This is a genomic window from Leptospira neocaledonica (assembly GCF_002812205.1).
GTDB classification, from domain to species: Bacteria; Spirochaetota; Leptospiria; order Leptospirales; family Leptospiraceae; genus Leptospira_B; species Leptospira_B neocaledonica.
The window spans coordinates 191,361-213,793 of record NZ_NPEA01000003.1 but is presented as its reverse complement, the minus strand read 5'-3'; the positions used below and the strand labels follow the sequence as shown (position 1 = coordinate 213,793).

The following is a 22,433-nucleotide window of genomic DNA, read 5'->3' as shown; positions in this document are numbered from 1 at the left end:
GCGTTTAGCGGCCTTTTTTATTATCAGATATCGTCTTCCATCAGATCGATTCCGGCAAATCCTAATAGAAAATCCAAAAATTCTCCGATATTGAATCCTACTCTTATACCGTATCGAATAGAAATGTAAAACTCGACTTCGAACAAAAATGCAGAAGGATAATTGTCCTTGTTTTTTGGGTTTTGTGCCAAGAAGGTTTGAATTGCCTCGTTCCTTTTTTGGGGATCTAAACTTTCTAAATATTTTCGAAAGAACGCTTCCTTTTTCGCCTTTCTTCTTTCGGAAACTGGATTATTATAAAAACGTAAATATCGAATTTCGTAACTTTTGGAATTTAATCTTTCGTCCGAGAGTTCTGGAGTAGGATTCGGATCCTGTTCGGATTCAGGGTTTTCCGGAAGTAGTAAAATATTATCGCTTGTTTGAGAATTCGATGCAGGTGATTTTGTTTCTTCTTTTTGAGGAGAAGTTTCGGTCGGAGGCATGGAGTGGAACTTCTCCCCGCCTAAAAATCCAAAGATCAATTGTTGGGATCTATAAGGTCCGTAAGTTCCACCTCTCAATCCATATCCTGTCCCTAAATCTCTTTTCCCAGGTTCGGATTCTCCACCTTGAAAAACAAATCCGGTTGCAAGAGGTCCCAATCGGACTCCAATCCCGTAACCAGGGCTTTCTATTCCTGCAGTAAAGACATCACCTAAATCTTTTTTTCGATGAGACCAGTATGTTGAACAATCGATCACTATAAGGCCCAAAATAAAAATACAGAAAAAATGTATGATAAGTCTTTTTTTCATTTTGGGATATAGTCTGAGTTTAGTCGACAAGATCGGCTTTCCGCTAAGCTCTCTGTTTCGTCAGGAAACGCAATCGTAAAAGTGAAGAAATTTTATTGGTTTTCTTCCTCTAGTCTTATTGAAAAGTGATCCGGATATAAAAATTAAAATTGGAATGAATAGATGAACGAATTGGAAGAAACTCGAGTCCATCATAAAAATATCGCCGTCTTCGGAGGCGGGCCGATGGGAGTTCATCTTTCCGTATCATTAGCAGAAAGAGCGGATCGACTTTTTCTTTGGTACGCCGATAAGAAGAAGGCGGATCGTCTTCAAAAAGATAGATCTGCAGAATTGTTGGAAGAATTTGTTCCGCTTGCTGACAATATTATCGTTACAAACGATTTCGATTTTTTATCCCAAGGCTCCTGGGTTATCGTTATCGCAGTTCCTTCTAGACAAATGGAAAATGTGATCGATAAGATTTCTTCTTATCTTTCAGAACAAGAAGAGCATACGATCATTTCTTTTACGAAAGGTTTGGTTTCCACTTCTACTCGTAAAAAAACAAATGCCATCACTTTCTCCGACTATGTGATCAAGGTTAGAGAAATGAAAGAAAATCTGGACATGGAATATGTTGCCGTGGCAGGACCTAATCTTCTTTCCGAAATGGCCAAAGGGAAACATAGCTTTTTCTCTATCGCATCGACCGGTGAAAGGGCTGCCGAGATCATGGAAGATCTTTTTTCTGGCCCCAGAAATCATATTAAATCTTTTGAAGATATCAGAACTCTGGAATTATTCGGAGTGATGAAAAACCCGATCGCAATTGCCTGTGGCCTTGTGAATGGGATTCCTGAATGTGGGTCTAACTTTGAAGGTGAGTTGATCAGTTTAGGCTTTACAGAGATATTAACTTTATTAAATGCTTTAGAACTTCCTGTAAAACCGGCAATGGAATTCGGTCTTGCTGATCTGATTACTACGGCGACTTCCAGATCCAGTCGTAACAGAGCTTATGGCCAGAGATTTATCCGTAAGCTGATCTCCGGAGAGGATTCTCCGAATTTACTCGAAAGAATCGAACTCTTCTTAAACCCAAAAGAATTCATCCAAAAGGAAATGAGCCAAAGTGAAACGCATGTGGAAGGAGCCTATGCACTTTCTACTATTTTGGATCTAGCGGAAGAGAAGAAGGTAGAACTTCCACTTTTTACTACTCTCTTCGAAGTTCTTACCAGAAAAGTTTCTCCTACCGAAATGATTCGATTTGTTTCCAAATCGACCAGCGATGAAATACGAAACATTTCCAGAACTGCTCGCAAAAGATTCGGGCTTTCTCTCGCATCCGGGAAGGAATTCCAACAAGCATTGAGAAGAAGGGTACTGCGTCATGTTCATTCTCAACCTGGATTATCGGATCGGATCTTGAAACAGTCAGGATTACAGATCAAATCTTTGGAAAAAAGATATTCAGAGGCAGTCGAGACTGAGGCAGGAACAGATCTTATGCTTCTTCCAAGAGAGATTGATCTATGGAAAGAAACGGAGCTCGCATACGAAAACGGAAAAAGTAGAAACTTGGATCGTTTGGTGGAGTTTTATGTTTCTGAAATTGCGGACGGATATAATCCACTTTTTAGGGAATCTCTTATTCATTTAGTTGCTCCCGCACGTTTTGCGATCGGTGGTTTTAAACCCGGCGGAGGGCTTCCTAAGATAGGTGGAAATGTAAAAGAGATCAAAGCGTTAGCTTCCAGATACGATATCTTATACACTCCGACTCATAGATCTCATTTGGATTCTATCGAAGTTGCTTTTGGTCTGAGATGGCTCGGACTTCCTGTTCCAAGATACGCTGCTGATAAAAAAGTAATGGGGACTCCGGGGCTTGCCAGGGTTTTAAAATCCTTGGGTGCTTACATGGTGGACCGAAAAAGAAATCGTAACCTTCTCTACTTAGAATGTTTGACCCAATATTCTACCATGATGTTGGAAGCAGGAATTCCCACATTAGTCTATCCGGAGGGAACCAGGTCTAGAACCGGTGGCATTATTCCGATCAAAACAGGAATTCTTTCCACATCCGTGGATGCGTTTAAACATACTGGAAGCGAGGTGATCGTAGTTCCGATTGTTCTTTCGTATGAGAACGTTCCGGAAGATGTGGAGTTTGCGGGAAAAGACACTCGACTCTCTTTTAAGGATTTCTTATTCAAAAGAACGGAAGTGTATATGGACCTCTGCGAACCAATTCCGGTTTCCAGATATATCCAAGAGGACGATCCGACTCTTTCTATTTCTTTGGAGATTTCCAGGTCTTGGCAGGCGCATCATAAAATTCTTCCGAATCATATTGTCGCAAAACTTTTAACAGAAGCGGGGGGAGAGATCAGCTCGTCCGATTTAAGTAAAATGATAGAAGAAATGATCCTGACTAGAAAGGGAAATTATCTTACCAAGGATGTTCCGGAAATTTTGGAGCGAGGGATCAAGGTTCTAAATTCTAGAAAGTTTATCAAAAAAGAAAACGGTCAGATCAAAACATTAGAGCCTGAACTTTTACAATATTACGGAAACATGGTGCCGGACCCGACTTAATCGGGCCGGTTTTGTTTTAATCCACTTTGATTTTAGATGCGATCAATACTGCTCTTTTTCGAAGCATGGAGATGGATTCTTCCTTATCTGAATAAGTAAGAGCTACTCCCATTCTTCTATATTTTTTAGTGATCGGTTTTCCGAAAATTCTAAGATCCGATTCAGGCATTTCGCAGGCCTTGTCTAGTCCTTTGATATCCGGAACCTGACCTTCTGTTTGAGCAAGGATAACGGCACTTGCTCCTTTTCTTACCAAAAGAATTTCAGGAATTGGAAGACCTAAAACGGTTCTAGCATGTAATTCAAATTCGTTAAAACTTTGAGTTCCCGCCAAGGTAACCATTCCTGTATCATGAGGTCTGGGAGAAAGTTCCGAAAAATAAACATCTTCTTTCGTTAAGAAAAATTCTACTCCCCAGATACCTGCACCGCCTAGTTCTTTAGTGACCTTCTCCGCCATTTCCTGAGCGGATTTGAGTTGTGAGTCACTGATCTCTGCGGGCTGCCAACTTTCTTGGTAGTCTCCTCTTTCCTGTCTATGACCGATAGGAGGACAGAACAAAGTCCTTCCTGATTTTTGAGTTACCGTTAATAATGTGATTTCGGATTCGAAAGAAATAAATTCTTCGACTATAATTTCGGAGGCACCGGTTCTTCCTTTGGTTTGGGAAGAGATCCATGCGGGTTCGATATCCGCTTCCGTTTTGATCACTGACTGTCCTTTTCCGGAAGAAGACATCAAAGGTTTTACTACGCAAGGAATTCCTATGATCGAAATGGCTTCCTTTAATCCTTCCAACGTGGAAGCATATTTATACTTTGCTGTTTTTAAACTTAGGGTTAGGGAAGCAAGATCTCTGATTGCTTTACGATTCATCGTAAAGTTAGCTGCTTTGGCGCTTGGAACTACTTGATAACCTTGTTTTTCGTATTCATAAAATCTTTCTGTTCGGATCGCTTCAATTTCCGGAACGATCAGATCAGGCTTATGTTTGGCAACGACCCGATCTAAAGCATCTCCATCCAACATATCGATGACTTCTTTTTCATGGGCAACTTGCATTGCGGGAGCACCGTCATAACTATCGACAGCGATCACGTATTGGCCTAGTCTTTGGGCTGCGATTACGAATTCTTTTCCCAGCTCTCCGGAGCCGAGCAGAAGTATTTTCTTTCTCATAGGTTCTAGGAAGAATTTCCGAACAGTAAGAAGAATGGAAAGGAAAAAATGAAGATCAACCCGATTTGCATTCGATACAAACCGGGAAATAAACCCTAGCTTAGAGTTTACTTTTTCTTTTTAGTAATCACGTCGAAGTTTTTATACTGAATATACTCAACTTCAGTGATATCCAATCGGAAGATTCCTTTGGTAGAATGTACTAACATCGTATCTCCGACCTGAGCTACTACTGCTCCGTGTAGAACGGTCTTGTCAACTTTATGAACGGATTCCAATACACTGTAATACTTTTGGATTTCTTCTTCCGATGCGAGTTTTTGAGATCCTGCATCGGATTCTAGTTTATCAAAAGCGATATTCAGTTTGTCGGATTGGTCCTTTTCTATTTCTTTCGTTAAGTATTTATTATCGAGGCTGCCTGAGATCAAGTTTTCGTCTACTTTTACTAATGTTTCCAGATCTGCACTTTCTCTCGGATCTCTTTCGAATTTTCCTTTTTGAACAGTACGCACTAGATCATTTCGAAAACTTTCAATACTTTGGGTAACTGCAATATCATCCAATCGATTTAGAATAGTTTGGGCAAGCTGATCGAATTCAGGCTTGACTTCCGCCTCTTCTTCTTCCGAGATCACGATCTCATGTTCTTCCAATAGTTTTTGAAACTTTTGGTAGTTCGGATTTTCTGCGATTTTATCTGCAGAGATTTCCTGACTAACGGGAGCCTTTAAGGTCATAGCAACCATTCCCTCATACACCTTGATCTTAGGAAGTGTACCTTGTACTACTTCAAAAGAGAATGCAGTTCCGCGAACACCCGCGATCGCAGTAGGTGTGGAAATTTTGAACTGCTCTTTTTGACTTAACTTGTTTGTTTTTACAAGAAGAAGTCCCGTTTTAACTGCTAGAGAAGTTTCTTCGGAACCTTCCCCGTGCAGAGAATCAATATTTAGATTTGTATAAGATTTTAGTCGGATCACATGGCCAAGACTGGTTTGTAGATCCAAGGTCCCGCTATTTGTTCTGATGGTATCATTTTTTTGCAGGACACTTCCTGAAGAGACAGGGATAAGCTTTCCGTTTCTTTGTACTTCTACTTTGCCGGCCAGAAATATGATTACTAGACCGGGCTTGGATTTAGAAACTTTCGAACAGAAGTTTGAGGATCCGATGAATGTTACAATTAGGAACAAAAGGAAGAGTTTTCGATTCATTAGTTTATTCCGCCTAGAAATAAAATTGTTCCGATCATGAATTTAGAACGGAAGGAATATATTTCTGCTGATAAATAACAAACCGAGACTTATTTTTTTGCAAAGATTTTGAAATTTCGTTTTTATAGAATAGTTTACTCTGACTAAAAAGGCTTACCCATATGTATAATTCGATTTTCGTCCTAATCTTTTTGTTTTTAGTATGCCCTCTCGGATCTAACGATCTGGGAAAAATTAGATTTAGTGGAACCGCAACCGATTTGGAAACCGGCAATTTGCTGTATAAGGATTTTCATGAGGAAACTTGGGAAAATGGAAAGCACGTTAGTTCCATTATCATATATAAGGATCCAGAAGGGAAAATTTTTGCAAAGAAAAAGATCAATTTTCTAAAAAACAGAACTCTTCCAGAATTTCAATTGGAGGATTATAGGGACGGATATCTGGAAGGAGGTGTATTGCAGATTGGGAACTCGGTTAAATTATACACCCGCAGAAAGTTTGAAGAAATAATCCAAGAGAAGGTCATAGAAGCTGGGAACTTATCTGCCTTAGATGGAGGTTTCGATTATTTCGTGATTGATCATTGGGAAGAACTCATATCCGGCAAAAAAATTAATTTTCACTTTTTAGTTCCATCAGAAAGAGATAAGTTCCTCTTCTATGTAGAAAAATCAAAGGAAGGAGATTATAAAGGTAAACCTGCCTTGTTTTTAAAACTGAAGATATCGAGTGCTATTCTTTCCATGTTCGTAAAACCGATTGATTTAGTATATGATATGGAATCCAAAAGAATTATGGAGTACAGAGGTACCAGTAATATTAACAATGAAAACGGGAAAAGTTATAAAGTAAAAATAGTTTACGGCGTTAGATAAAATTTTAAAACCCGAGTCTCCAAAATGCGAGTCCCTTCAACTTTAAATTTTTTGCATATTCTTCCCATGGTTTCAGATCCAGGATCAGACTACCTTCTCCTGTTTCGGTGTGAATTAGATAAATTCCTTCTTTTTCTTTTCCATATTGAATCGCAAAATTTTTGTCCGAGGTTTGGGTTAGGAGCCTGGGCTGTTTTGCATTCTTCTTCCAATAATATCCATAAAGAGGGAGGCCTATCCAGATCTGTTCCGGTTTATATGTGTTGAGTAGAAATTCAGTATTTCGTTTGGCCCAGCTAAATTCAGTAACAGGCCCGGGAGAAGTTTTGGAAGAGTGCAGGTCATAAGCCATAAGTACGATCTCATCTGCTAGATTTTCTTTATAAATTGCAGAATGAAAACCGGAAAGTTTTGGATCGAATCCTTCTGCCGGAAAGACCGCCAATGTAAGAAGTTTTTCTTTCCTTTTTAGCATCGGTTGGAGTTCCAACAACAGCTCTTTATAATGAGTAGAATATTCCGGGCCTAAACCTTCGAAATCCAAATGAATCCCTGAATAGAAGGAATGATCCTCTAAATAAAGTTCTAAATTTCGGACGAGAGCCTTTCTGAGTTTGGGAGAAGAGAGTACCTTCTTCCCTGTAGCAACGGAGCGGAAGGTGATGAGTGGAAACCATCTGATCCCATTCTTCTTCCCGATTTTTTGAAGGGTAGAAGGTATCGAAGTCCCGGAAACTTCTCCATTACTTCCGATATAAGTCCCGGTAAAACATATGGTGGTTCCGGGTTTGGATACATTTTCCCAATAAACCGAGGATTTGGAGCTCAGATCCTGGCTTATAGTATACTTCCATACATCCTCTTGAGCGGATAAGGGACATATGGAAAAACAAATGACGCAGGTAAAAGTGAGTCTAAGCCTTGAAAAGATCTTCATTTATCCGTCCTGTAATATTAAGGAAACCGATCCTTGATTTTTCTTCAATCCTGAAGGTTTGATCTCCGATTTTATATACACAGCCAGGGTCGAAAAATTAGGTAGGATGCGAATGATGGCAATCACGAATACGGGAATGGGTGAATTGATCCGAGACGGATTAGACCGTCTTGGTATTTTATCCTCCTCCAAAAGGGCGGAGATAGCCCATCATTCTACCAGCTTGTTCGAGCTGTATAAAGCAAAGCTACCAGACGGTACTCAGCTTGCCATTAAAATCATTCCTAAAAAAGAAATGGCCGAAACGGAAGCAGAGGGGCTGGAGCAACTTTGCAAACTTGGGGTCCGAGTCCCGGAATATCTTGGAACTGTTCATTTAGGAAAAGTTTCTCTCCTTGCTATGGAATTTGTACAAACAGGTTCTTCCGCGGGATTCAGAGAAGATCTGATAGCTAGTTTAAAAAACTTATACAAAAACGAATTCGGATCCTGGGGTTGGAAGAGAGATAATTTTATAGGCTCTCTTAATCAGGCCAATGGTTGGTTTTCTAATTTCCGCGAATTTTATTGGGAAAGAAGATTAAAACCTCAGATCGAACTTGCACAAGCTCGAAAACTTCTGACCGAAAAAGACTCTTTGGCGATCCGAGGGATCTTCGATAAGTTTTCGGAAGATTGGGGATTGGATCATATAAAACCTAGATTGATCCACGGAGATCTTTGGTCCGGAAACGTTTTGCAAGGGAAGAACGGTTTTGCATATTTGATAGATCCGTCCGTGGCTTATTCTCATCCTGAACAAGACCTTGCCATGTTGCAATTATTCGGAAGTCCTTTAAATCTGGAAGAGATGCAGGATATTCTTGCGACAGCAGGTATCGATGATCCGGGGAATTTGAAGGATCGGATCCAATTCTGGCAGTTATATCCTGTATTAGTGCATATTAATCTTTTTGGGGCGTCCTACTTGACGAGCCTCCGTCATATACTTCGCTATTACGGAGTGAAATAGTTTTCTTGATAGAATCCAAGTTTTCTGTTCTTTAGTAAGAAACCGATTTAGAACCGGGGAATGTCTTTGCCCAAAATCGCAAAAAAGAAAACGCCAACATCCTCTAAACAAAAAGAGAAAAACTCTAAGCTAAATCTGAGAAAATCACCTTCTCAAAAAAGAGCTATAGAGAGGGTAGAGTATATCCTGGATATAGTCGCGGATCTTTTGGACGAGGTCGGGACAGAAGGACTTACTACAAATCTGATCGCCCAAAGAGCGGGAATACCTATTGGTTCTTTATACCAATATTTCCCGAACAAACATGCCATTCTAAAAGCAGTCGGCCAAAGGCATTTGGAAAGGGTGAACTCCATGATCCTAACTTTTCTGGATGCTCATCCGAATAAAACGGATTGGGAAAATCTGGTAGACAAGCTGATAGATGCTTTTGCTCAACTTTATAAATCTGAGCCCGGGTTTATACCTATGTGGTCGAATAAAAATTTAGATCCCGAGCTTGTGAGTATAGATAGAGAGAATAATAGGGCCATTGCCAATTTTATCGCGGAGTTATTTTTCGGGGTCATTCCTTGGATGAAGAAAAAAGAGGAAATGATGGTAATGTCCCGGATCATGGTAGAAGTATCGGATTCCGTTCTAAGTCGTTGGCTTCGAGAAAGACAAGATAGTGCACTCGCCGACGGGATCTTACAAGAGCTGAAAACCATGCTTAAAGCTTATATGAACTATTATATCCAGAGAGGATCTAAATGAAGGCCTTTCTATTCGAATTTCCTCTGACTGCTTTTTTTGTATTACTGATTAGCATTTCTCAGATCTTTCTTACTGTATTTGTTCCGGAAGAAATTCTAAGCGCATTCTTCATCAGCCGACCGGGAGAATTCTATCCTTGGAAATGGATAGGAATGGTCTTCTTACATGCAGACTTCGCTCACTTGTTTTGGAATATGATCTTCCTATTTTTTTTAGGAAGGATCGTAGAATACAAAGTAGGCCAAGGGAAATGGTTACTTTTCTTTTTTATGGGAGCTCTTGTTTCGGGCGGTTTGGATTCGTTCGTGAGAGGAATGATCTTAGGAGAAAACCAACCAGCGATTGGAGCTTCTGGAGCTGTGTCCGGTTTATCTGCTGTTGCTGCTTTACTTTCTCCTTTTACCATTCGGGTTAAAAAGAGAAGTTACCCTTTTCCTGTCTTTGCAGTGGCTTGGCTTATGGTATATTCTGATATTACCAATTTATTTTCCAAGGACCAAGTGGCTCATTGGGCTCACTTAGGTGGATTTATTTCAGTGGTATTTGCCGCATATTTTTTGAATAATAAGATCAAACGAGAATTGCATACAGGATTTGCGTTAAACTTGGTGTTCGTAATTTTACTTTTAATCTTGGGATTTTTTGTCGGAGCGAGATAGTTGATCGAAGTTCGTTTCACTGCTTACGAATACAATTCCAACGATTCTTTTACGAATTCAGTCTATGAGATGAAAGGTTCGGAAGAATCGGGCTGGCAAATATTACGAAATTCTTCTATTTATCTAGAACTCGGGAAAGGTTATAGACTTCTCAAAACCGAACTTTGCGGGATCTGTTCCACGGACTTAGATCGCAGATTTTTACCTTTTCCACTTCCTCAGATCATAGGTCACGAGGTAGTAGCATCCGATTATCTCACCGGAGAAAAATACGTATTAGAGATCAATGATACGGTAGTTTCCAGGGGAGAAGAAGCGGATCCATTTTGCAAAGTTGGAATTCCAACACATAGTCCTACAAGAATGGTATTGGGCATTGATCGCCTTCCCGGAGGATTCGGACCCTATATACTGGCACCCAAAGGAAACTTAGTAGAAACCAAACAATTAGAAGATATGGAAGCGGTTCTACTGGAACCATTTGCCGCTTCTTTGCATGGTGTCGAAGTTGCCGTCCAACGAGCCGGAACTCGACTCAGTAAAATTGCGGTTTTAGGTCCTAGGCGTTTAGGTTCCTTGGTAATTGCAGCCTTAGATCTGTACAGAAAGAGAAACAATCTAAACTACGAAATTGTTTCTTTCATTCGCCATCAGAACTTAGCGGATCTATCTTTAAAAATGGGCGCAGATCAGGTTTTATACTTTTCCGGCTTGGGAGAAGTTGATATAAGAGAAGGGTTTTCTTTTTATAAAAATGTTGGAGTTCCAACAACTGCCACCTGGTCCGATTATAAACATCAATTTGATCTAGTGTTCGATACCACGGGTTCCGTTTCCGGATTGGAAACTTGCATTCATCTTACCCAAAAAGAAATTCATAGAAAGACTACAAATGGTCAGGCATCTCTTGGAATTACGCACCTAACTGAACTAGTAGTAGATGAAATTTCTGTCACGAATCTTAGATCCGGCTTTTTAGATCTGGTATGGGGAATTGAAAAGATATCTCCTGCTTGGGTTTTTGTTTCTTCTTCTGTTTGCCTAAACGAAGAAGAAAAAGAATTATTGGATGGTCTCAAAAAGAAAGATCAAATTCGGATCTTTACAGGTTCCATTCAAGAAGGAACCGAGTTTATAAAGTCGCAAGAATTCTCAGGAGCCTTGTCTCGATTCGATTTTGCAATCGTAGATACTTCCTCCGAACTAGACTTAGTGATTCGTCCGGATAAGAAGGAAGAAAAATCCTTGGTTCGACCAAGAGGTTTTATCTTAATGCCTAGGTCAGCAGATCGCAAATCCAATTTATTTCTAGATTGGATTGTAAACGGTGGAATCTTGAGCACTAGTAGATGTGGGGACTTTGTTAGAACCAGAGAGCTTTTGGGATCAGAACCAGGATTTCTAAAATCCGTTTCTGAAAACTTGATCAATAAAGAATTCGATTCAGGATCGATCCCGGAAGCCTATATCGACGCAAGGAAACCGGAGAATATAAAAGTGGTTGTCAGGCATAAAGCTTCCTGAGCGAGTATTTAGTGACTTGCTTCCTACGGGTTGCTTCGAAAGGAATAGGCGCTTTGAGCAAACACGGTTTTTTTCAAATCACACAAAAGGTTTTTTTGAGAAAAGGAAAGGAACTTCTTATTCTAAGGGACCGCAAATCTGGATTCGGAGACCTTCCCGGCGGAAGGATGAATGAGGACGAATTTTACGGAGACTGGCTGGAAAGTTTATCCAGAGAGTTAAAGGAAGAAATGGGAGAAGCTTGTGAGATCAAGATTCATCCTAGACCCATCCTGATTCATAAACATAGAGTCAGTGATGGAAATCATCCCTGTGTGATCGTAGCGTATCATGGAGAATTTGTATCGGGCGAGATCGTACTTTCAGATGAGCACGATTATATTGCTTGGGTAGATGCAGCCACTTACGATCCCAAACCCTTATTTTTTGAATACATGTTAGACGCTCTGCAATTGTACCAAACAGAATATGTTCCTCTGATCCCGGACGGTAAATTAGGTCCTAAAGGTTGGCTGGCATGAGCCCATTTGTTAGGAATGCACTCGCTTCTTTAGTTTTAGTTCCGATCTTCGCATTTATCGGATGGCTTTTATCCGGAGTTTCCTTAAGTGAAGAAGAATTCCAAAAAAGGATCTCTAAAAAAGAAACCAAATCCGTTTCATTAGGTTGGGACAGAAGGTCAGGAAACCTACTCATCGTTCAGTTGGAATTTAAACCTGAATATTTTACTAGAGAAGATAGATTCAGAGCCTGGTTAGAAGAACCTCTTGCAACTGCCAAAGAAAAAGGCTGGCTCCAAAATTCCACGATCGTTGCCTTTCCTCCAGAGATAGGGAATTACTTTTTTCTAATGGATTCCAGAAAGGAACTTTTGGATTCGGAGAATATCGACTCGGCTTGGAACTGGGCCCTATTCTTCCAAAGGATCTCCGTTAAAAACTTCTTCCATATATTGAATGGAGACGCAGTATCCTTTGAGATTGCTCAAGATTCTAAAGAAAGATACGAAAGGATTTTCGGTGATCTTGCAAAGATGTATGGAGTTCAGATTTTAGCTGGATCTATTTGTTTACCTTCTCCTGAAGTAAAAGAAGGAAAACTTTCCATTAAAGCCGGCGAATGGCAAGAAAGAGCTTATATATTCGATTCTTCCGGAAAGTTTTTAGAAGGTTCCCTTCTTAGGACCTCTACTCAAAAATCGGAAAGCGGACAAACTGCAGGCCTTGAAAAAGAAGTTTTACCTGAAGTATGGGTAGCAAATTTACCTTCCGGTAGACTGGGAATCTTATTCACTGAAGATTTAAAATCTACTCAAATGGAAGAGATTGTTAAAAAAACTTATGTAAGCAAATTGATCGGGCTTGGTTCTCAAGAAGACGAAGGCAAATTTAGAGAATGGATCAAAAATTCTTCTTTTGAATCCAGCGGACAAGTTCAGTTTTCCGGAAAAGTCTGGAACCAAGAATTTCCGGCCAAAAGTTTTGCAAAGACACGTTATGGTTCACCTGAGCCGATAGAAGGCCAAAAGGGAAACCTGATCATTAATATCTTTTTCTGATATTATTTGTCTCTGGCTTCTTCGTACAATTTGAGAATTCTCCAGTCTTCTTCCGGAAAATCCAAATTGGTTAGATACAATCCGCCCTTTTCATTCTCGCAAAGCACTTTGTTTTGATCCACAAGCCAGATCCTTTCGCAAAGTAAAGGTAGAACCTGGCTTTTGCGAGAAGGACCCCAAAGATGTACTTTGCCTGAATAATTTGAAACGAATTCGTTCTTACCTGGAAGTTTCCAAGGATTGATCTCTTTTCGGCTAATTGTAAATAGTTTACTGCTAGAAGGTTTACCTTTTCCGAGTTGTAATCTTCTTAAATGAAGTCTACCGATGGAGCCGCCTAAATAATATGCGGAATCTCCTGTTCCATAATAGATCAATGGACTGATGACTTCTTGGTCTATTTTCTCTACTGATTTTTTTTCAGGTTGGAAATAGTATAAATAGTAAGAGCCAGCGTTTCCGGAGAAGAGTAAAAAATCTTTTCCGATCGGATATAAAAAGAATCTAGCTTTGAGTCCAGCAAAAGGTGGAGTGATTTTTTCTTTAGAGACGACCAACTTAGGAGTTCTAGGCTCTACTGTTTTTTCTTCATAGAGTTGGTTGTCTACGAAGTAGTAAATTTTAGAACCATCGTCTGAGATCCCACCTCTATTCCTACAAGAGATTTGTGCGCCTGATTCATATAGAAGATCATTATTTTTTAATGAAATAGCGAACAAACGACAACCGTTTGTCATCGGATATTCTGCCAGTGCAAAGTTTGCGTTTAATGAAACTGCAAGAGAAGCTGGAACTTCGTCCAAACTTTTGGAACCGTTGGATCCATCGCTTGCGTCTCTCCAATTTAGTTTACTATCTTCTAGATAGATTAATCTTTTTCTGTCATAAGAGAGTTCGACTATTCTAGGAGTTTCCGGTTTTTCAGAAGAAAGAACTTCGTCGTCGGATTTAGGTTTTACCAGATAATCCTTTAACATACCGGAAGCTTTTTCGTAACTCTGCTCTTCCAGTAATTCTTGGATTTCTTCTATTAAACTTTCCTGTTTACTTTTGCAATTCCAGGAAAGAAAAACTAGCAATATGAAAGATAAGACTCTGATCATTCGATAGGACTTAAATTTTGAGTTCAGGCAGTTTCCTCAGCCCAAGGCTCGTCCGACTGGACGCTAATAATATCTTTAGAAAATAATTTCTGAGCTCTGGAGGCTACATTCCTAGTTTCCAAAAAGGAATATCCTCCTGATAGTAAGGATCCGAAAATCGGCAGCCAAAATCCATTTTTAGGTCTTGAGAACTTCTTCCCTTTGATGAGACCTTTTGCGATTTGATAGGTCGCTTCTTGCAGAAGGTTCCAAGCCATTGGCCGGATCAAAACTCTGGCTCCGGCATCTTTTAGAACATTCCTAAAGAATGAGGTCTTGTCCTTGAATAAACAATAAGCCATAAGTTCCGAAGTCACCTGATGCTCTTTTCCATATAAAGCCGCGATGTCTTTTACTAATTTACCTTGGAGTCTTAAGACTAAAATAATTTCGGGAGCCAAGGTAACAAGCCCCAAACGTCCTTGAGGGAGGGCAAGAGCTGCACTCGCCGCACCTGTTTGGAGGGAAGATTTTTGGGTCAGCTCTTGGATGAGCTCATTTGGAGATCCTATGGTTTTAGCATAGGGGCTACGATAGGAATGAAGACCGGATAAAAGATTCAGTATCTGATCGGAAACTGCTGAAAGAATCGAATTGTAGTTTTCCATGTAGAGGAGTAAGGTACCAAGGCAATGGGATACGGTTTCTATGTTAGATAGACTAGAAAAAATACAACAAAAATACCTCAAAATATCGGACGAACTCACGACCGCGTCCAATCCGGATGATTTAAAACGACTTTATAAGGAACGTTCCCGACTCACGCCCTTATTCGATAAAATTACCGAATACCAAAAATTAATTCAGAATAAAAAAGACGCCGAAGAACTTTTAAAAACCGAAAAAGACGGGGATATGCGCTCCATGTATGAAGAAGAGCGCAAAGAAGCCGAAGAAAGGATAGAAAGTTTGGAGAAGGAGTTGGAAATCCTGCTTCTTCCTCCCGATCCGAATTCCGGTAAAAATATACTGCTTGAGATAAGAGCAGGGACCGGCGGAGAAGAAGCGGGGCTATTCGTATCCGACCTGTTCAGAATGTATACCAAGTATGCGGATAAACAAGGCATCCGTCATGAGATTATAGATTCTTCTCCTACTGGGATTGGTGGATTAAAAGAGATCATCTTCGCAATGGAAAATGATAAGGCTTACGATCTTTTTAAATTCGAAGCGGGAACTCATAGAGTACAGAGAATTCCGGCAACTGAGTCCGGAGGCAGGATCCACACAAGCGCAGTGACAGTTGCAGTTTTACCTGAAGCGGAAGAATCAGAAATCAATATCAACGAAAACGATCTGAGAGTAGATGTGTATCGTTCTTCCGGGTCTGGTGGACAGCACGTTAACACCACTGACTCTGCAGTTCGTATCACTCACATTCCAACTGGGATCGCAGTTGCATGTCAGGATGAAAAATCCCAGCACAAGAACAAAGCAAAGGCAATGAGGATCTTGAGTGCTAGGATATTAGAAAAACAGGCGGAAGAAAAAAAGGCCGCAGCTGATGCTCTAAAAAAACAGATGGTTGGTTCAGGAGACAGATCCGAAAGAATACGAACTTATAATTTTCCACAAGGAAGATGTACAGATCATAGGATCGGATTTACTAGTCATAATCTTTCTGCTATAATGGAAGGAGATCTGGACGACCTGATCAACGCCTTAACAGAAGAAGACAGAGTCAAGCGCCTCGCAAATTCACAGGCAAATTAGAACCATTTTAGACTTCTGTTCGTCCAACCGAATAAAGTTGATGTTTCTGCCTAAAATTTTGCGATGGTAATCAGAGTATGATACTAGAGATAGAAGAACCGCATCGAAGAATCTGCGGGGAAAGAATACCATTTGAAAACATACATGCGGTTTCTATGAGCCTTCCGGAAGTCGCTGATGTGATCGGATACGAAGAAAAAAGAACGGAAACTCTTTCCAGATTAAAAGCGGGATATCCCCGATTTGTAGCTCATGCTTATATAGAAAAAATTTTAGATTATAACCGAGAGACTAACGGGGTGGATGGTCCTCAGTTTATCGTAAACTCTCGCAAAGCAGCTGATCATATCGTTTCTTTTTTTAAGATAGAAGGAGCGAGAATCCTAGAAGACGAAGGTATCATCACTTTAACTGTTCCTTCTCAGAAAGAAAACGAATCCAAGATATTGTCCTTCATTCAACATACTGGATGTTTATTATCTTCTCGGAAAGCAGAAGATTACTTATTCAAAAAAGGACTTATAGATTCCATATACAAGGAAGAGTCCAGAAGAGAAAAACCTTATGAAAAGGTAGAAGGATCATTATCCTCTTTGTATCCGGGCAAAAACCTGCAAGTGTATCTGGCAACTTCCGGAATGAACGCAGTGTATGCTGCTTTTAGAGCATTAGATAAGGTTCGTGCAGAAGAAGGAAAAGACATCTGGCTCAGGCTCGGATGGTTATACGTAGATAATATTAGAATATTAGAAAAATATTCTAGAGGTTCTCATATATTTCACGACGTGGTCGATCTAAAAGAATTGGAAGAATTCCTTTCTAAAGAAGGTCATAGAGTAGCGGCAATTCTTACTGAATCTCCTACAAATCCTCTCATCCAAGTACCGGATTATCCTGAACTCAAAAAACTTTTGGAAAAATACGGAATTCCCTTGGTTGCGGATATTTCAGTCGCAGGTTCCGCGGTTGTGGATCTTTCTCCATATGCAGATGTAATTGTAGAGAGTTTGACCAAGTTTGCATCCGGACATGCGGATGTAATGATGGGCGCTTTATTTTTGAATCCTTCTTCTCCTTATTTTGAGATATTAAAAAAAGATTCTCCTGAGTTTTTGGAAACTCCTTATATTAGGGACTGTGAACGTATGTCCTTCGAATTAGAAGGTTATATTGAAAGAGTTAAGGAGATCGGAAGAAATGCTGCAATACTTGCAAACTTCTTCTCAAATCACCCTAAGATCAAAGCTGTTCATTGGAGTGGTTCCGAAGAAAACCACGGAAATTTTTCCAAGATCGCAAGAGATAAAAATCTGCATTGCGGAGTGATCACAATCGAGCCTGGAGTTCCTTTGGAACCGTTTTATAATTCTTTAAGATTGTTAAAAGGACCAAGTTTCGGAACAGAATTCACTCTGAACATGTTATACATGTATTTAGCACATTATGAACTAGTATCTACAGAAGCTGGAAGAGGTTTTTTACGAGAAGTCGGATTGGATCCAAGTCTGATCCGAATCTCCATCGGAAGAGAAAACCCGGATCTTCTAATTGCAGAATACAAAAAAGCTCTGGGGGATTAATCCAACAGAGCCAAAAATTTGAACGGTTCTAAAGAAGACGAATCTTAGAATTTAAGCTGCAGAACGAACACTTTGTAGTTTGCCGCTTGTTTCAGGTTCTGACTGTAGAACATTCTTATATAGAATCGGGAATAATCCAAATTTAGAAATTCCTAAAGTATAAATCACTAAAGTGGAAACAATTGCTCCAAGGATCCACCCTAGTTGGTGTAGTATTATACTAGAGATAATCGCAAATCCTAATGCACCTACGAACACAGTTGCTAAAAATGCAATTGTGGATGCAAAACCGGAAGGAGATTTTCTGACGGAGAATTCTCCGGAGCCTCCTAATTCCCAACCTTCTTTTTCGATTTTTAGAAGTGAAACGATCAGGACTGGAATTAAGATCACACCCATCGTATACAATGTGATCGCAACATCCGATGTTAGCCAGTTGATTGCAGTTCCCCAAGTCCAGTTTGTTTGGAATTGTTCCACAGATTCTGAAAAGAATCTTTTGTATCCGGTTCCATCCCATCCATGAACTAGAATGAAGAACATTCCGAAATATCCCGCAGGAACCTGTAAATAAGCTAAGAAATTTTTTCCCGCTTTTATTAATTCCCAAACTACCCAGAAACCTAAGATCCCTTGAGAAATATTCGTTAAACCGAATAAAGCTACCAACCAACCCGGCATGGTTTTGTCTCCCGCGTGCATTGTCTCCCAGCTAGTAAATTGCCAGACCAGATACAAGCCCGACGGAGCGAATAATAAACCTAAATAAAGAAGGTTAGAGATGAAGTAGGTATTCTTCCAAAATGGGACCTTACTCTTCTCTTCTTTTTTTATGGAAGGAAGAGAACCTGGTGTAGTCTCTCCTGACTGCAATTTTTTAATTTGGCGAGCTGCGGCCATTGCGTAACCGGCTCCCAGGCCGTAGGCCCAAAAAACATCCACTTGAACCATTGGATTGAACTCTCCTCACCTTTATTGAATATAAGAATGACATGTCATTCAGTTTTTGTCAATAGGGGAAACAGAAAAATTTCAAAGAAAAACATGTTTTACTTTAGGGCAGAAATGACATATCTGTCGTTTCGATTGGGTGGGAATTTTCATTAAACAGGGAAATTATGAAAAGAACAACAATAAGCTTAATGTTACTTCTCATCTTTCTACTTGATTGTAGATTTTTAGGGATCGGTTCCGAACCTTTAGAGGATTTGAAAGCGAAGTATGCGAACTCAGAGTCCAAGTTTGCTCCGATCGGGGATCTGAACATCCATTACAGAGACGAGGGCCAAGGTCCTGTAATTATACTATTGCATGGGGTCTGCTCTTCTTTGCATACATGGGATGCATGGGCGGAGTTATTAAAATCTCGTTATAGAGTTATCCGTATAGATCTTCCTGGTCATGGTCTCACCGGTCCTCCGGAAGATCTCGAAAAGTTGAATTTGGAAGAAGGTGTAGAAGTACTGAACAAATTTTTGGAATATCTAAAAGTGGATTCTTTCTATCTTGTGGGAAATTCAATGGGCGGTTATATTTCCTGGAATTACGTATTAAAATATCCTAATAAAGTCCAAAAATTGGTATTGATAGATGCGGCCGGGTATGCACAACCTATGCCTCCTATGATCGCCTTAGGAAGTAATCCAATCGTTAGTCCTTTTGCACGCCATATGCTCCCAAGTTTCATGGTGGAAAAAAGTGTGGATGAGGTGTATGGAGATTCTTCTAAAATTACGCCTGAGATCAAAACCAGATATGTGGATCTTTCCAGAAGAGAAGGAAACAGACAGGCTTATAATTATTTCTTCAGGACGGCAAGAGAGAAGTTTACTGATCCAAAAGTTTCAGATGGGATCAAATTTGTAAAAACTCCTACATTGGTCATGTGGGGAAAAGAAGATCATTGGTTGAAATTAGAATATGCCCAAAATTGGACTAAAGATCTTCAGAATTCTAAGTTCATTACTTATGAAGGTGCAGGTCATATTCCTATGGAAGAAATCCCGGATATAACAGCGAAAGATCTAGTGCAGTTCCTTACTTTGTAAAAGTAAAATTTAACGTTTGCCCATTCCTTCTAACATAAGGGTGGGCATTTCTTCCAGCCAACGTTTTGCAAATTTAGAATCCACTTTGGAAGATAAATTGATCCTTATTCCTTCGAACATCATTGCGTTGACCGCTTGCGAAGCGATACGAGTGTCTAATTCCTTTCTCAAAAATCCTTTTTTCACACCGTTCTTCAAATACAACTCGGTGAGCCTTGCGCTTTTATCTATTCCGAGTTGTACTTTCCTTTTTACGGTTTCATCCAAGGCCATTGCTTCGAAAAAAACGATCTTTGCCTGTCTGGGATCTTTACTGAAAAGTTGGAATAGCTCCCAGCCTATATTTTCGATCTGATTTCTGTATTCTTCAATCGTATTTGATTTTTCAGGACTTTCTTTACGCACTACTTCTAATAATCCGAGAAGAATGCGGTCCACTAAAGCATGTAGGATATCTAATTTATTCTTAAAATAACGATAACAAGTGCCATGACCTATATTTAATTTTCCCGCTATATCCGCGATCCCTGCCTCATGGTATCCCTTTTCGGAGAATACATCCAATGCTGCTTCCAGGATCTGTTCTCTTCTTGCTTCTGCCCTATTGGCGATCGGACTAGGAGGCTTTGTTCTCATGTTTTCCTTACTCCGATTTGGAGAACTAGTCCGCAAGGAATTTTCCTAATTTGGAAGTTCAAAACGGATTTGGAAACTGGCGCCCTGATCTTTGGTACTGGAGAAATCCAATTTTCCTTTCAACTGTTTGGTTAGAACCTGAACCAAGGTTAAACCGAAAGAATGGGCCGCAATAGGATTCAATTCATTCGGTAAGCCGACTCCGTTGTCCGAGACTTCTAATGTAATTAACTTCTCTTTTTTTTGCAGTTTAACTTGGATTCTAGGTCTTTCATCGGAAGGAGAAAAATTATGCGGAAATGCATATTTGAAAGAATTTGTGAGTAGTTCATTCAGCGCAAGCCCAAGGGGAATTGCGATGCTAATCTCCAAATGAATGGGATTGGATATCACCTCAACTCTTGTTTCCGCTCCTATTTTGTAAGCGCTTCTGATCTTCTCCGCAAGCCTTCTGGAATATCCTGAAAATTCTACATTTCCTAGATCGTTAGATTGGTACAACTCATCATGAATCAATGCCATGGTTTGGATCCTGTTTTGGCTTTCGGTAAATGCCTCGTGGATTTTAGGATCGTTCTCGTATTCGGATTGAAGATTGAATAAGCTGGAGATCACCTGTAGATTGTTTTTCACTCTATGATGGATCTCTTTTAGCATAACTTCCTTTTCCTTTAAGGAAGATTTTAGCTGTCTCTCTGCCTGTTTTTTATCGGTGATTTCTACAACAGTGATTATCGTAGAGGAAAATGTTTCTTCGAATTCCGGTGCCAAGGACCAGCGAATGGATGCTTCGAATTGTTTTCCATTGCAGGTGGACAATGTAACTTCCGTATGAAGAACTCTTGCTCCAAAATGAATTCGGGTCAGAAGTTTTTTGAAATAATGATCATTTCCTTTTCTAAAAAAGTTTCTAGCGAGGAATAAAACTTCTTCCTTTGAACTTGCTTCGAACAATCGAACTGATTCTTTATTAGCGTCCACTACTCTTACTGTTTCATAACATTCTGAAACGAATTTCGGATTTGATTTTAGGAATTTTGTGAAATCCTTTCTGGACATCTCTGGCAATTCGCCCAACATTCTTTTTACTTCAGAATAATCACATTCCAAGATTGCAATGGGAACATTCTCGAATAAACCTTTATAGATCGCTTCGCTTGCTCCTAAATAGCGATAAGAACGATCCAACTCTTGGGTCCTTTCTGCGATCAGTTTTTCCAAACGTTTATGTGAGATGAAGATCTCATCTTCTGCATCTACTCTTTCCTTCACAACTGATAAAGCGAGAAGAGAGGCGATTGAAATCGCAGACAGAAAACTTTGCAAAAGAAGAAGGGAAACTTCTTTTGAAGTTGGAAAATTGTAAGCATGACCTTGTGCGGTACCTAAGATTGATAGAATAGAAACGATTATAAGAATAAGGGAAGATTCTCTTCCTCCGAATCTAAGCGAAACAAGAGAAATGACTGCGATCAGTAGATAAGAAAGTGGAAAATATGCAGGGACTTGGTTAACGCTAAAGAAGTAAAAGATCCCTCCTCCTAATAAAATTAAGAAGGAGACTAGTCCCACACTTTCTTTCCATGAGTGTACCTGGAATCTTGCGACTCCTGGGCCTAACCAACTTAAGAAAAATGGGAAGTATACGAAAACTCCTAAAGAATCTCCCATCCACCAAATGATCCAACTTGGAAAAAGTGAATCTAAATCTAGGAAACCTAAAAGTAGAAGCCCCGAACATGCGATCGTTGCAGCGATAATACAAACTAATGTTTCTATCCAAAGAAATCTAAGAACGAAAGTTGTGCTCTTAGTAAGATCTAATCCGGGAATAAATTTTTTGTATAAGTAAGCCCCTGTGAATGATTGCAGAGTACTTCCACTAGCAATGAGCACTGCTACCAAAAAATAAACGCTCAGATCCTGTCCAGGTAGGTCTTCATGTCGAATCTGGCAGTTATATAAAAAGGAACCTGCAAAGATTCCGAAAAAGGAAACTCTTCCGAATAATAAAGGAGTGACCAACCCCCAGCCGGATGCGGGCCAGATCGGGGAGGCATAATCCGAAAATGTCCCGAAGGATTCTCCGAATTTTCCCAAAAGGAAATACACGGAAGTTACCAGAAAAAATTTGGCGGCGGTTTGGATGAATTTTAGGGATCGAGATAACATTAATCTTAGAATCTTCTTCATTTCGCTTTTAGGATTCGGAA

General features: G+C 39.9%; 20 protein-coding genes. 11 read left to right on the top strand and 9 right to left on the bottom strand.

Annotated features, from left to right (window positions below; translation table 11 throughout):
- Positions 1–23: 23 nt before the first annotated feature.
- The gene (locus tag CH365_RS05850) at positions 24–797 is read right to left on the bottom strand and encodes an LIC13411 family adhesin (protein WP_244283004.1); all 774 of its coding nucleotides are present in this window, start codon (positions 795–797) and stop codon (positions 24–26) included.
- Between the two features lie 162 nt (positions 798–959).
- On the opposite strand from CH365_RS05850, the gene CH365_RS05845 reads away from it, so the two are divergent.
- On the top strand, positions 960–3,380 hold the full coding sequence (locus tag CH365_RS05845) for a 1-acyl-sn-glycerol-3-phosphate acyltransferase (RefSeq protein ID WP_100767659.1): 2,421 nt from the start codon (positions 960–962) through the stop codon (positions 3,378–3,380).
- A 16-nt stretch (positions 3,381–3,396) separates the two neighbouring features.
- Here the strand turns inward: CH365_RS05845 and purT are convergent, their stop codons facing one another.
- Positions 3,397–4,560, bottom strand: a complete 1,164-nt coding sequence (gene purT, locus CH365_RS05840; RefSeq protein ID WP_100767658.1) for a formate-dependent phosphoribosylglycinamide formyltransferase — start codon at positions 4,558–4,560, stop codon at positions 3,397–3,399.
- A 107-nt stretch (positions 4,561–4,667) separates the two neighbouring features.
- Positions 4,668–5,777 (bottom strand): FecR family protein, encoded by a 1,110-nt coding sequence (locus tag CH365_RS05835; RefSeq protein ID WP_100767657.1) that lies wholly within the window; start codon positions 5,775–5,777, stop codon positions 4,668–4,670.
- Positions 5,778–5,938: 161 nt separating this feature from the next.
- Here CH365_RS05835 and CH365_RS05830 point away from each other — a divergent pair, with 161 nt between their 5' ends.
- On the top strand, positions 5,939–6,655 hold the full coding sequence (locus tag CH365_RS05830; RefSeq protein WP_100767656.1) for a hypothetical protein: 717 nt from the start codon (positions 5,939–5,941) through the stop codon (positions 6,653–6,655).
- A gap of 4 nt (positions 6,656–6,659) precedes the next feature.
- On the opposite strand, the gene CH365_RS05825 is transcribed toward CH365_RS05830, so the two are convergent.
- Positions 6,660–7,592, bottom strand: coding sequence for a glycosyl hydrolase family 18 protein (locus CH365_RS05825; protein WP_100767655.1), 933 nt, complete (start codon positions 7,590–7,592; stop codon positions 6,660–6,662).
- A gap of 115 nt (positions 7,593–7,707) precedes the next feature.
- Here CH365_RS05825 and CH365_RS05820 point away from each other — a divergent pair, with 115 nt between their 5' ends.
- The 6 genes from CH365_RS05820 to CH365_RS05795 all read left to right on the top strand — a co-directional run bounded on the left by CH365_RS05820 (position 7,708) and on the right by CH365_RS05795 (position 13,101).
- Entirely contained in the window at positions 7,708–8,604 is an 897-nt protein-coding gene (locus CH365_RS05820) for a fructosamine kinase family protein (protein ID WP_100767654.1), read from the top strand.
- A gap of 66 nt (positions 8,605–8,670) precedes the next feature.
- Positions 8,671–9,360, top strand: a complete 690-nt coding sequence (locus CH365_RS05815) for a TetR/AcrR family transcriptional regulator (RefSeq protein ID WP_100767871.1) — start codon at positions 8,671–8,673, stop codon at positions 9,358–9,360.
- The gene (locus CH365_RS05810) at positions 9,357–10,019 is read left to right on the top strand and encodes a rhomboid family intramembrane serine protease (RefSeq protein ID WP_100767653.1); all 663 of its coding nucleotides are present in this window, start codon (positions 9,357–9,359) and stop codon (positions 10,017–10,019) included. The genes CH365_RS05815 and CH365_RS05810 overlap by 4 nt, the downstream gene beginning before the upstream one ends.
- Positions 10,020–11,543 (top strand): alcohol dehydrogenase catalytic domain-containing protein, encoded by a 1,524-nt coding sequence (locus tag CH365_RS05805; RefSeq protein ID WP_100767652.1) that lies wholly within the window; start codon positions 10,020–10,022, stop codon positions 11,541–11,543.
- A gap of 53 nt (positions 11,544–11,596) precedes the next feature.
- Positions 11,597–12,064: an NUDIX hydrolase gene (locus CH365_RS05800; RefSeq protein ID WP_100767651.1), complete on the top strand. Its 468-nt coding sequence runs from the start codon at positions 11,597–11,599 to the stop codon at positions 12,062–12,064.
- The gene (locus CH365_RS05795) at positions 12,061–13,101 is read left to right on the top strand and encodes a hypothetical protein (protein ID WP_100767650.1); all 1,041 of its coding nucleotides are present in this window, start codon (positions 12,061–12,063) and stop codon (positions 13,099–13,101) included. Before CH365_RS05800 ends, CH365_RS05795 begins: the two co-directional genes overlap by 4 nt.
- A 2-nt stretch (positions 13,102–13,103) precedes the next feature.
- Here the strand turns inward: CH365_RS05795 and CH365_RS05790 are convergent, their stop codons facing one another.
- Complete coding sequence (locus tag CH365_RS05790; protein ID WP_100767649.1) at positions 13,104–14,204, bottom strand: hypothetical protein; 1,101 nt, start codon at positions 14,202–14,204, stop codon at positions 13,104–13,106.
- A 23-nt stretch (positions 14,205–14,227) separates the two neighbouring features.
- On the bottom strand, positions 14,228–14,851 hold the full coding sequence (locus CH365_RS05785) for a hypothetical protein (RefSeq protein WP_100767648.1): 624 nt from the start codon (positions 14,849–14,851) through the stop codon (positions 14,228–14,230).
- Positions 14,852–14,891: 40 nt separating this feature from the next.
- Between CH365_RS05785 and prfA the strand changes: the two genes are divergently transcribed.
- Together prfA and CH365_RS05775 are read left to right on the top strand one after the other, a co-directional pair.
- Positions 14,892–15,956: a peptide chain release factor 1 gene (gene prfA, locus CH365_RS05780; protein WP_100704773.1), complete on the top strand. Its 1,065-nt coding sequence runs from the start codon at positions 14,892–14,894 to the stop codon at positions 15,954–15,956.
- Positions 15,957–16,033: 77 nt separating this feature from the next.
- Positions 16,034–17,536, top strand: a complete 1,503-nt coding sequence (locus tag CH365_RS05775) for an aminotransferase class I/II-fold pyridoxal phosphate-dependent enzyme (RefSeq protein WP_100767647.1) — start codon at positions 16,034–16,036, stop codon at positions 17,534–17,536.
- A 51-nt stretch (positions 17,537–17,587) separates the two neighbouring features.
- Here CH365_RS05775 and CH365_RS05770 read toward each other — a convergent pair whose 3' ends face one another.
- A complete protein-coding gene (locus CH365_RS05770) occupies positions 17,588–18,487 on the bottom strand; it encodes a hypothetical protein (protein ID WP_100767646.1) in 900 nt (299 codons plus the stop codon).
- A gap of 167 nt (positions 18,488–18,654) precedes the next feature.
- On the opposite strand from CH365_RS05770, the gene CH365_RS05765 reads away from it, so the two are divergent.
- Positions 18,655–19,584 (top strand): alpha/beta fold hydrolase, encoded by a 930-nt coding sequence (locus CH365_RS05765; RefSeq protein ID WP_244283003.1) that lies wholly within the window; start codon positions 18,655–18,657, stop codon positions 19,582–19,584.
- Between the two features lie 9 nt (positions 19,585–19,593).
- On the opposite strand, the gene CH365_RS05760 is transcribed toward CH365_RS05765, so the two are convergent.
- Both CH365_RS05760 and CH365_RS05755 read right to left on the bottom strand, forming a co-directional pair.
- Positions 19,594–20,220: a TetR/AcrR family transcriptional regulator gene (locus tag CH365_RS05760; RefSeq protein WP_100767644.1), complete on the bottom strand. Its 627-nt coding sequence runs from the start codon at positions 20,218–20,220 to the stop codon at positions 19,594–19,596.
- A gap of 45 nt (positions 20,221–20,265) precedes the next feature.
- On the bottom strand, positions 20,266–22,392 hold the full coding sequence (locus CH365_RS05755) for a histidine kinase dimerization/phosphoacceptor domain -containing protein (protein ID WP_244283002.1): 2,127 nt from the start codon (positions 22,390–22,392) through the stop codon (positions 20,266–20,268).
- Positions 22,393–22,433 lie beyond the last annotated feature (41 nt).

Bases quoted from the DNA above. Each gene is read 5' to 3' on its own strand.
- CH365_RS05775 (WP_100767647.1), top strand. From the start codon at position 16,034: ATGATACTAGAGATAGAAGAACCGCATCGAAGAATCTGCGGGGAAAGA.
- CH365_RS05850 (WP_244283004.1), bottom strand. From the start codon at position 797: ATGAAAAAAAGACTTATCATACATTTTTTCTGTATTTTTATTTTGGGC.
- CH365_RS05810 (WP_100767653.1), top strand. From the start codon at position 9,357: ATGAAGGCCTTTCTATTCGAATTTCCTCTGACTGCTTTTTTTGTATTA.
- CH365_RS05825 (WP_100767655.1), bottom strand. From the start codon at position 7,592: ATGAAGATCTTTTCAAGGCTTAGACTCACTTTTACCTGCGTCATTTGT.
- purT (WP_100767658.1), bottom strand. From the start codon at position 4,560: ATGAGAAAGAAAATACTTCTGCTCGGCTCCGGAGAGCTGGGAAAAGAA.
- CH365_RS05760 (WP_100767644.1), bottom strand. From the start codon at position 20,220: ATGAGAACAAAGCCTCCTAGTCCGATCGCCAATAGGGCAGAAGCAAGA.
- prfA (WP_100704773.1), top strand. From the start codon at position 14,892: ATGTTAGATAGACTAGAAAAAATACAACAAAAATACCTCAAAATATCG.
- CH365_RS05770 (WP_100767646.1), bottom strand. From the start codon at position 18,487: ATGGTTCAAGTGGATGTTTTTTGGGCCTACGGCCTGGGAGCCGGTTAC.
- CH365_RS05820 (WP_100767654.1), top strand. From the start codon at position 7,708: ATGGCAATCACGAATACGGGAATGGGTGAATTGATCCGAGACGGATTA.
- CH365_RS05785 (WP_100767648.1), bottom strand. From the start codon at position 14,851: ATGGAAAACTACAATTCGATTCTTTCAGCAGTTTCCGATCAGATACTG.
- CH365_RS05830 (WP_100767656.1), top strand. From the start codon at position 5,939: ATGTATAATTCGATTTTCGTCCTAATCTTTTTGTTTTTAGTATGCCCT.
- CH365_RS05795 (WP_100767650.1), top strand. From the start codon at position 12,061: ATGAGCCCATTTGTTAGGAATGCACTCGCTTCTTTAGTTTTAGTTCCG.
- CH365_RS05765 (WP_244283003.1), top strand. From the start codon at position 18,655: ATGAAAAGAACAACAATAAGCTTAATGTTACTTCTCATCTTTCTACTT.
- CH365_RS05790 (WP_100767649.1), bottom strand. From the start codon at position 14,204: ATGATCAGAGTCTTATCTTTCATATTGCTAGTTTTTCTTTCCTGGAAT.
- CH365_RS05835 (WP_100767657.1), bottom strand. From the start codon at position 5,777: ATGAATCGAAAACTCTTCCTTTTGTTCCTAATTGTAACATTCATCGGA.
- CH365_RS05755 (WP_244283002.1), bottom strand. From the start codon at position 22,392: ATGTTATCTCGATCCCTAAAATTCATCCAAACCGCCGCCAAATTTTTT.
- CH365_RS05845 (WP_100767659.1), top strand. From the start codon at position 960: ATGAACGAATTGGAAGAAACTCGAGTCCATCATAAAAATATCGCCGTC.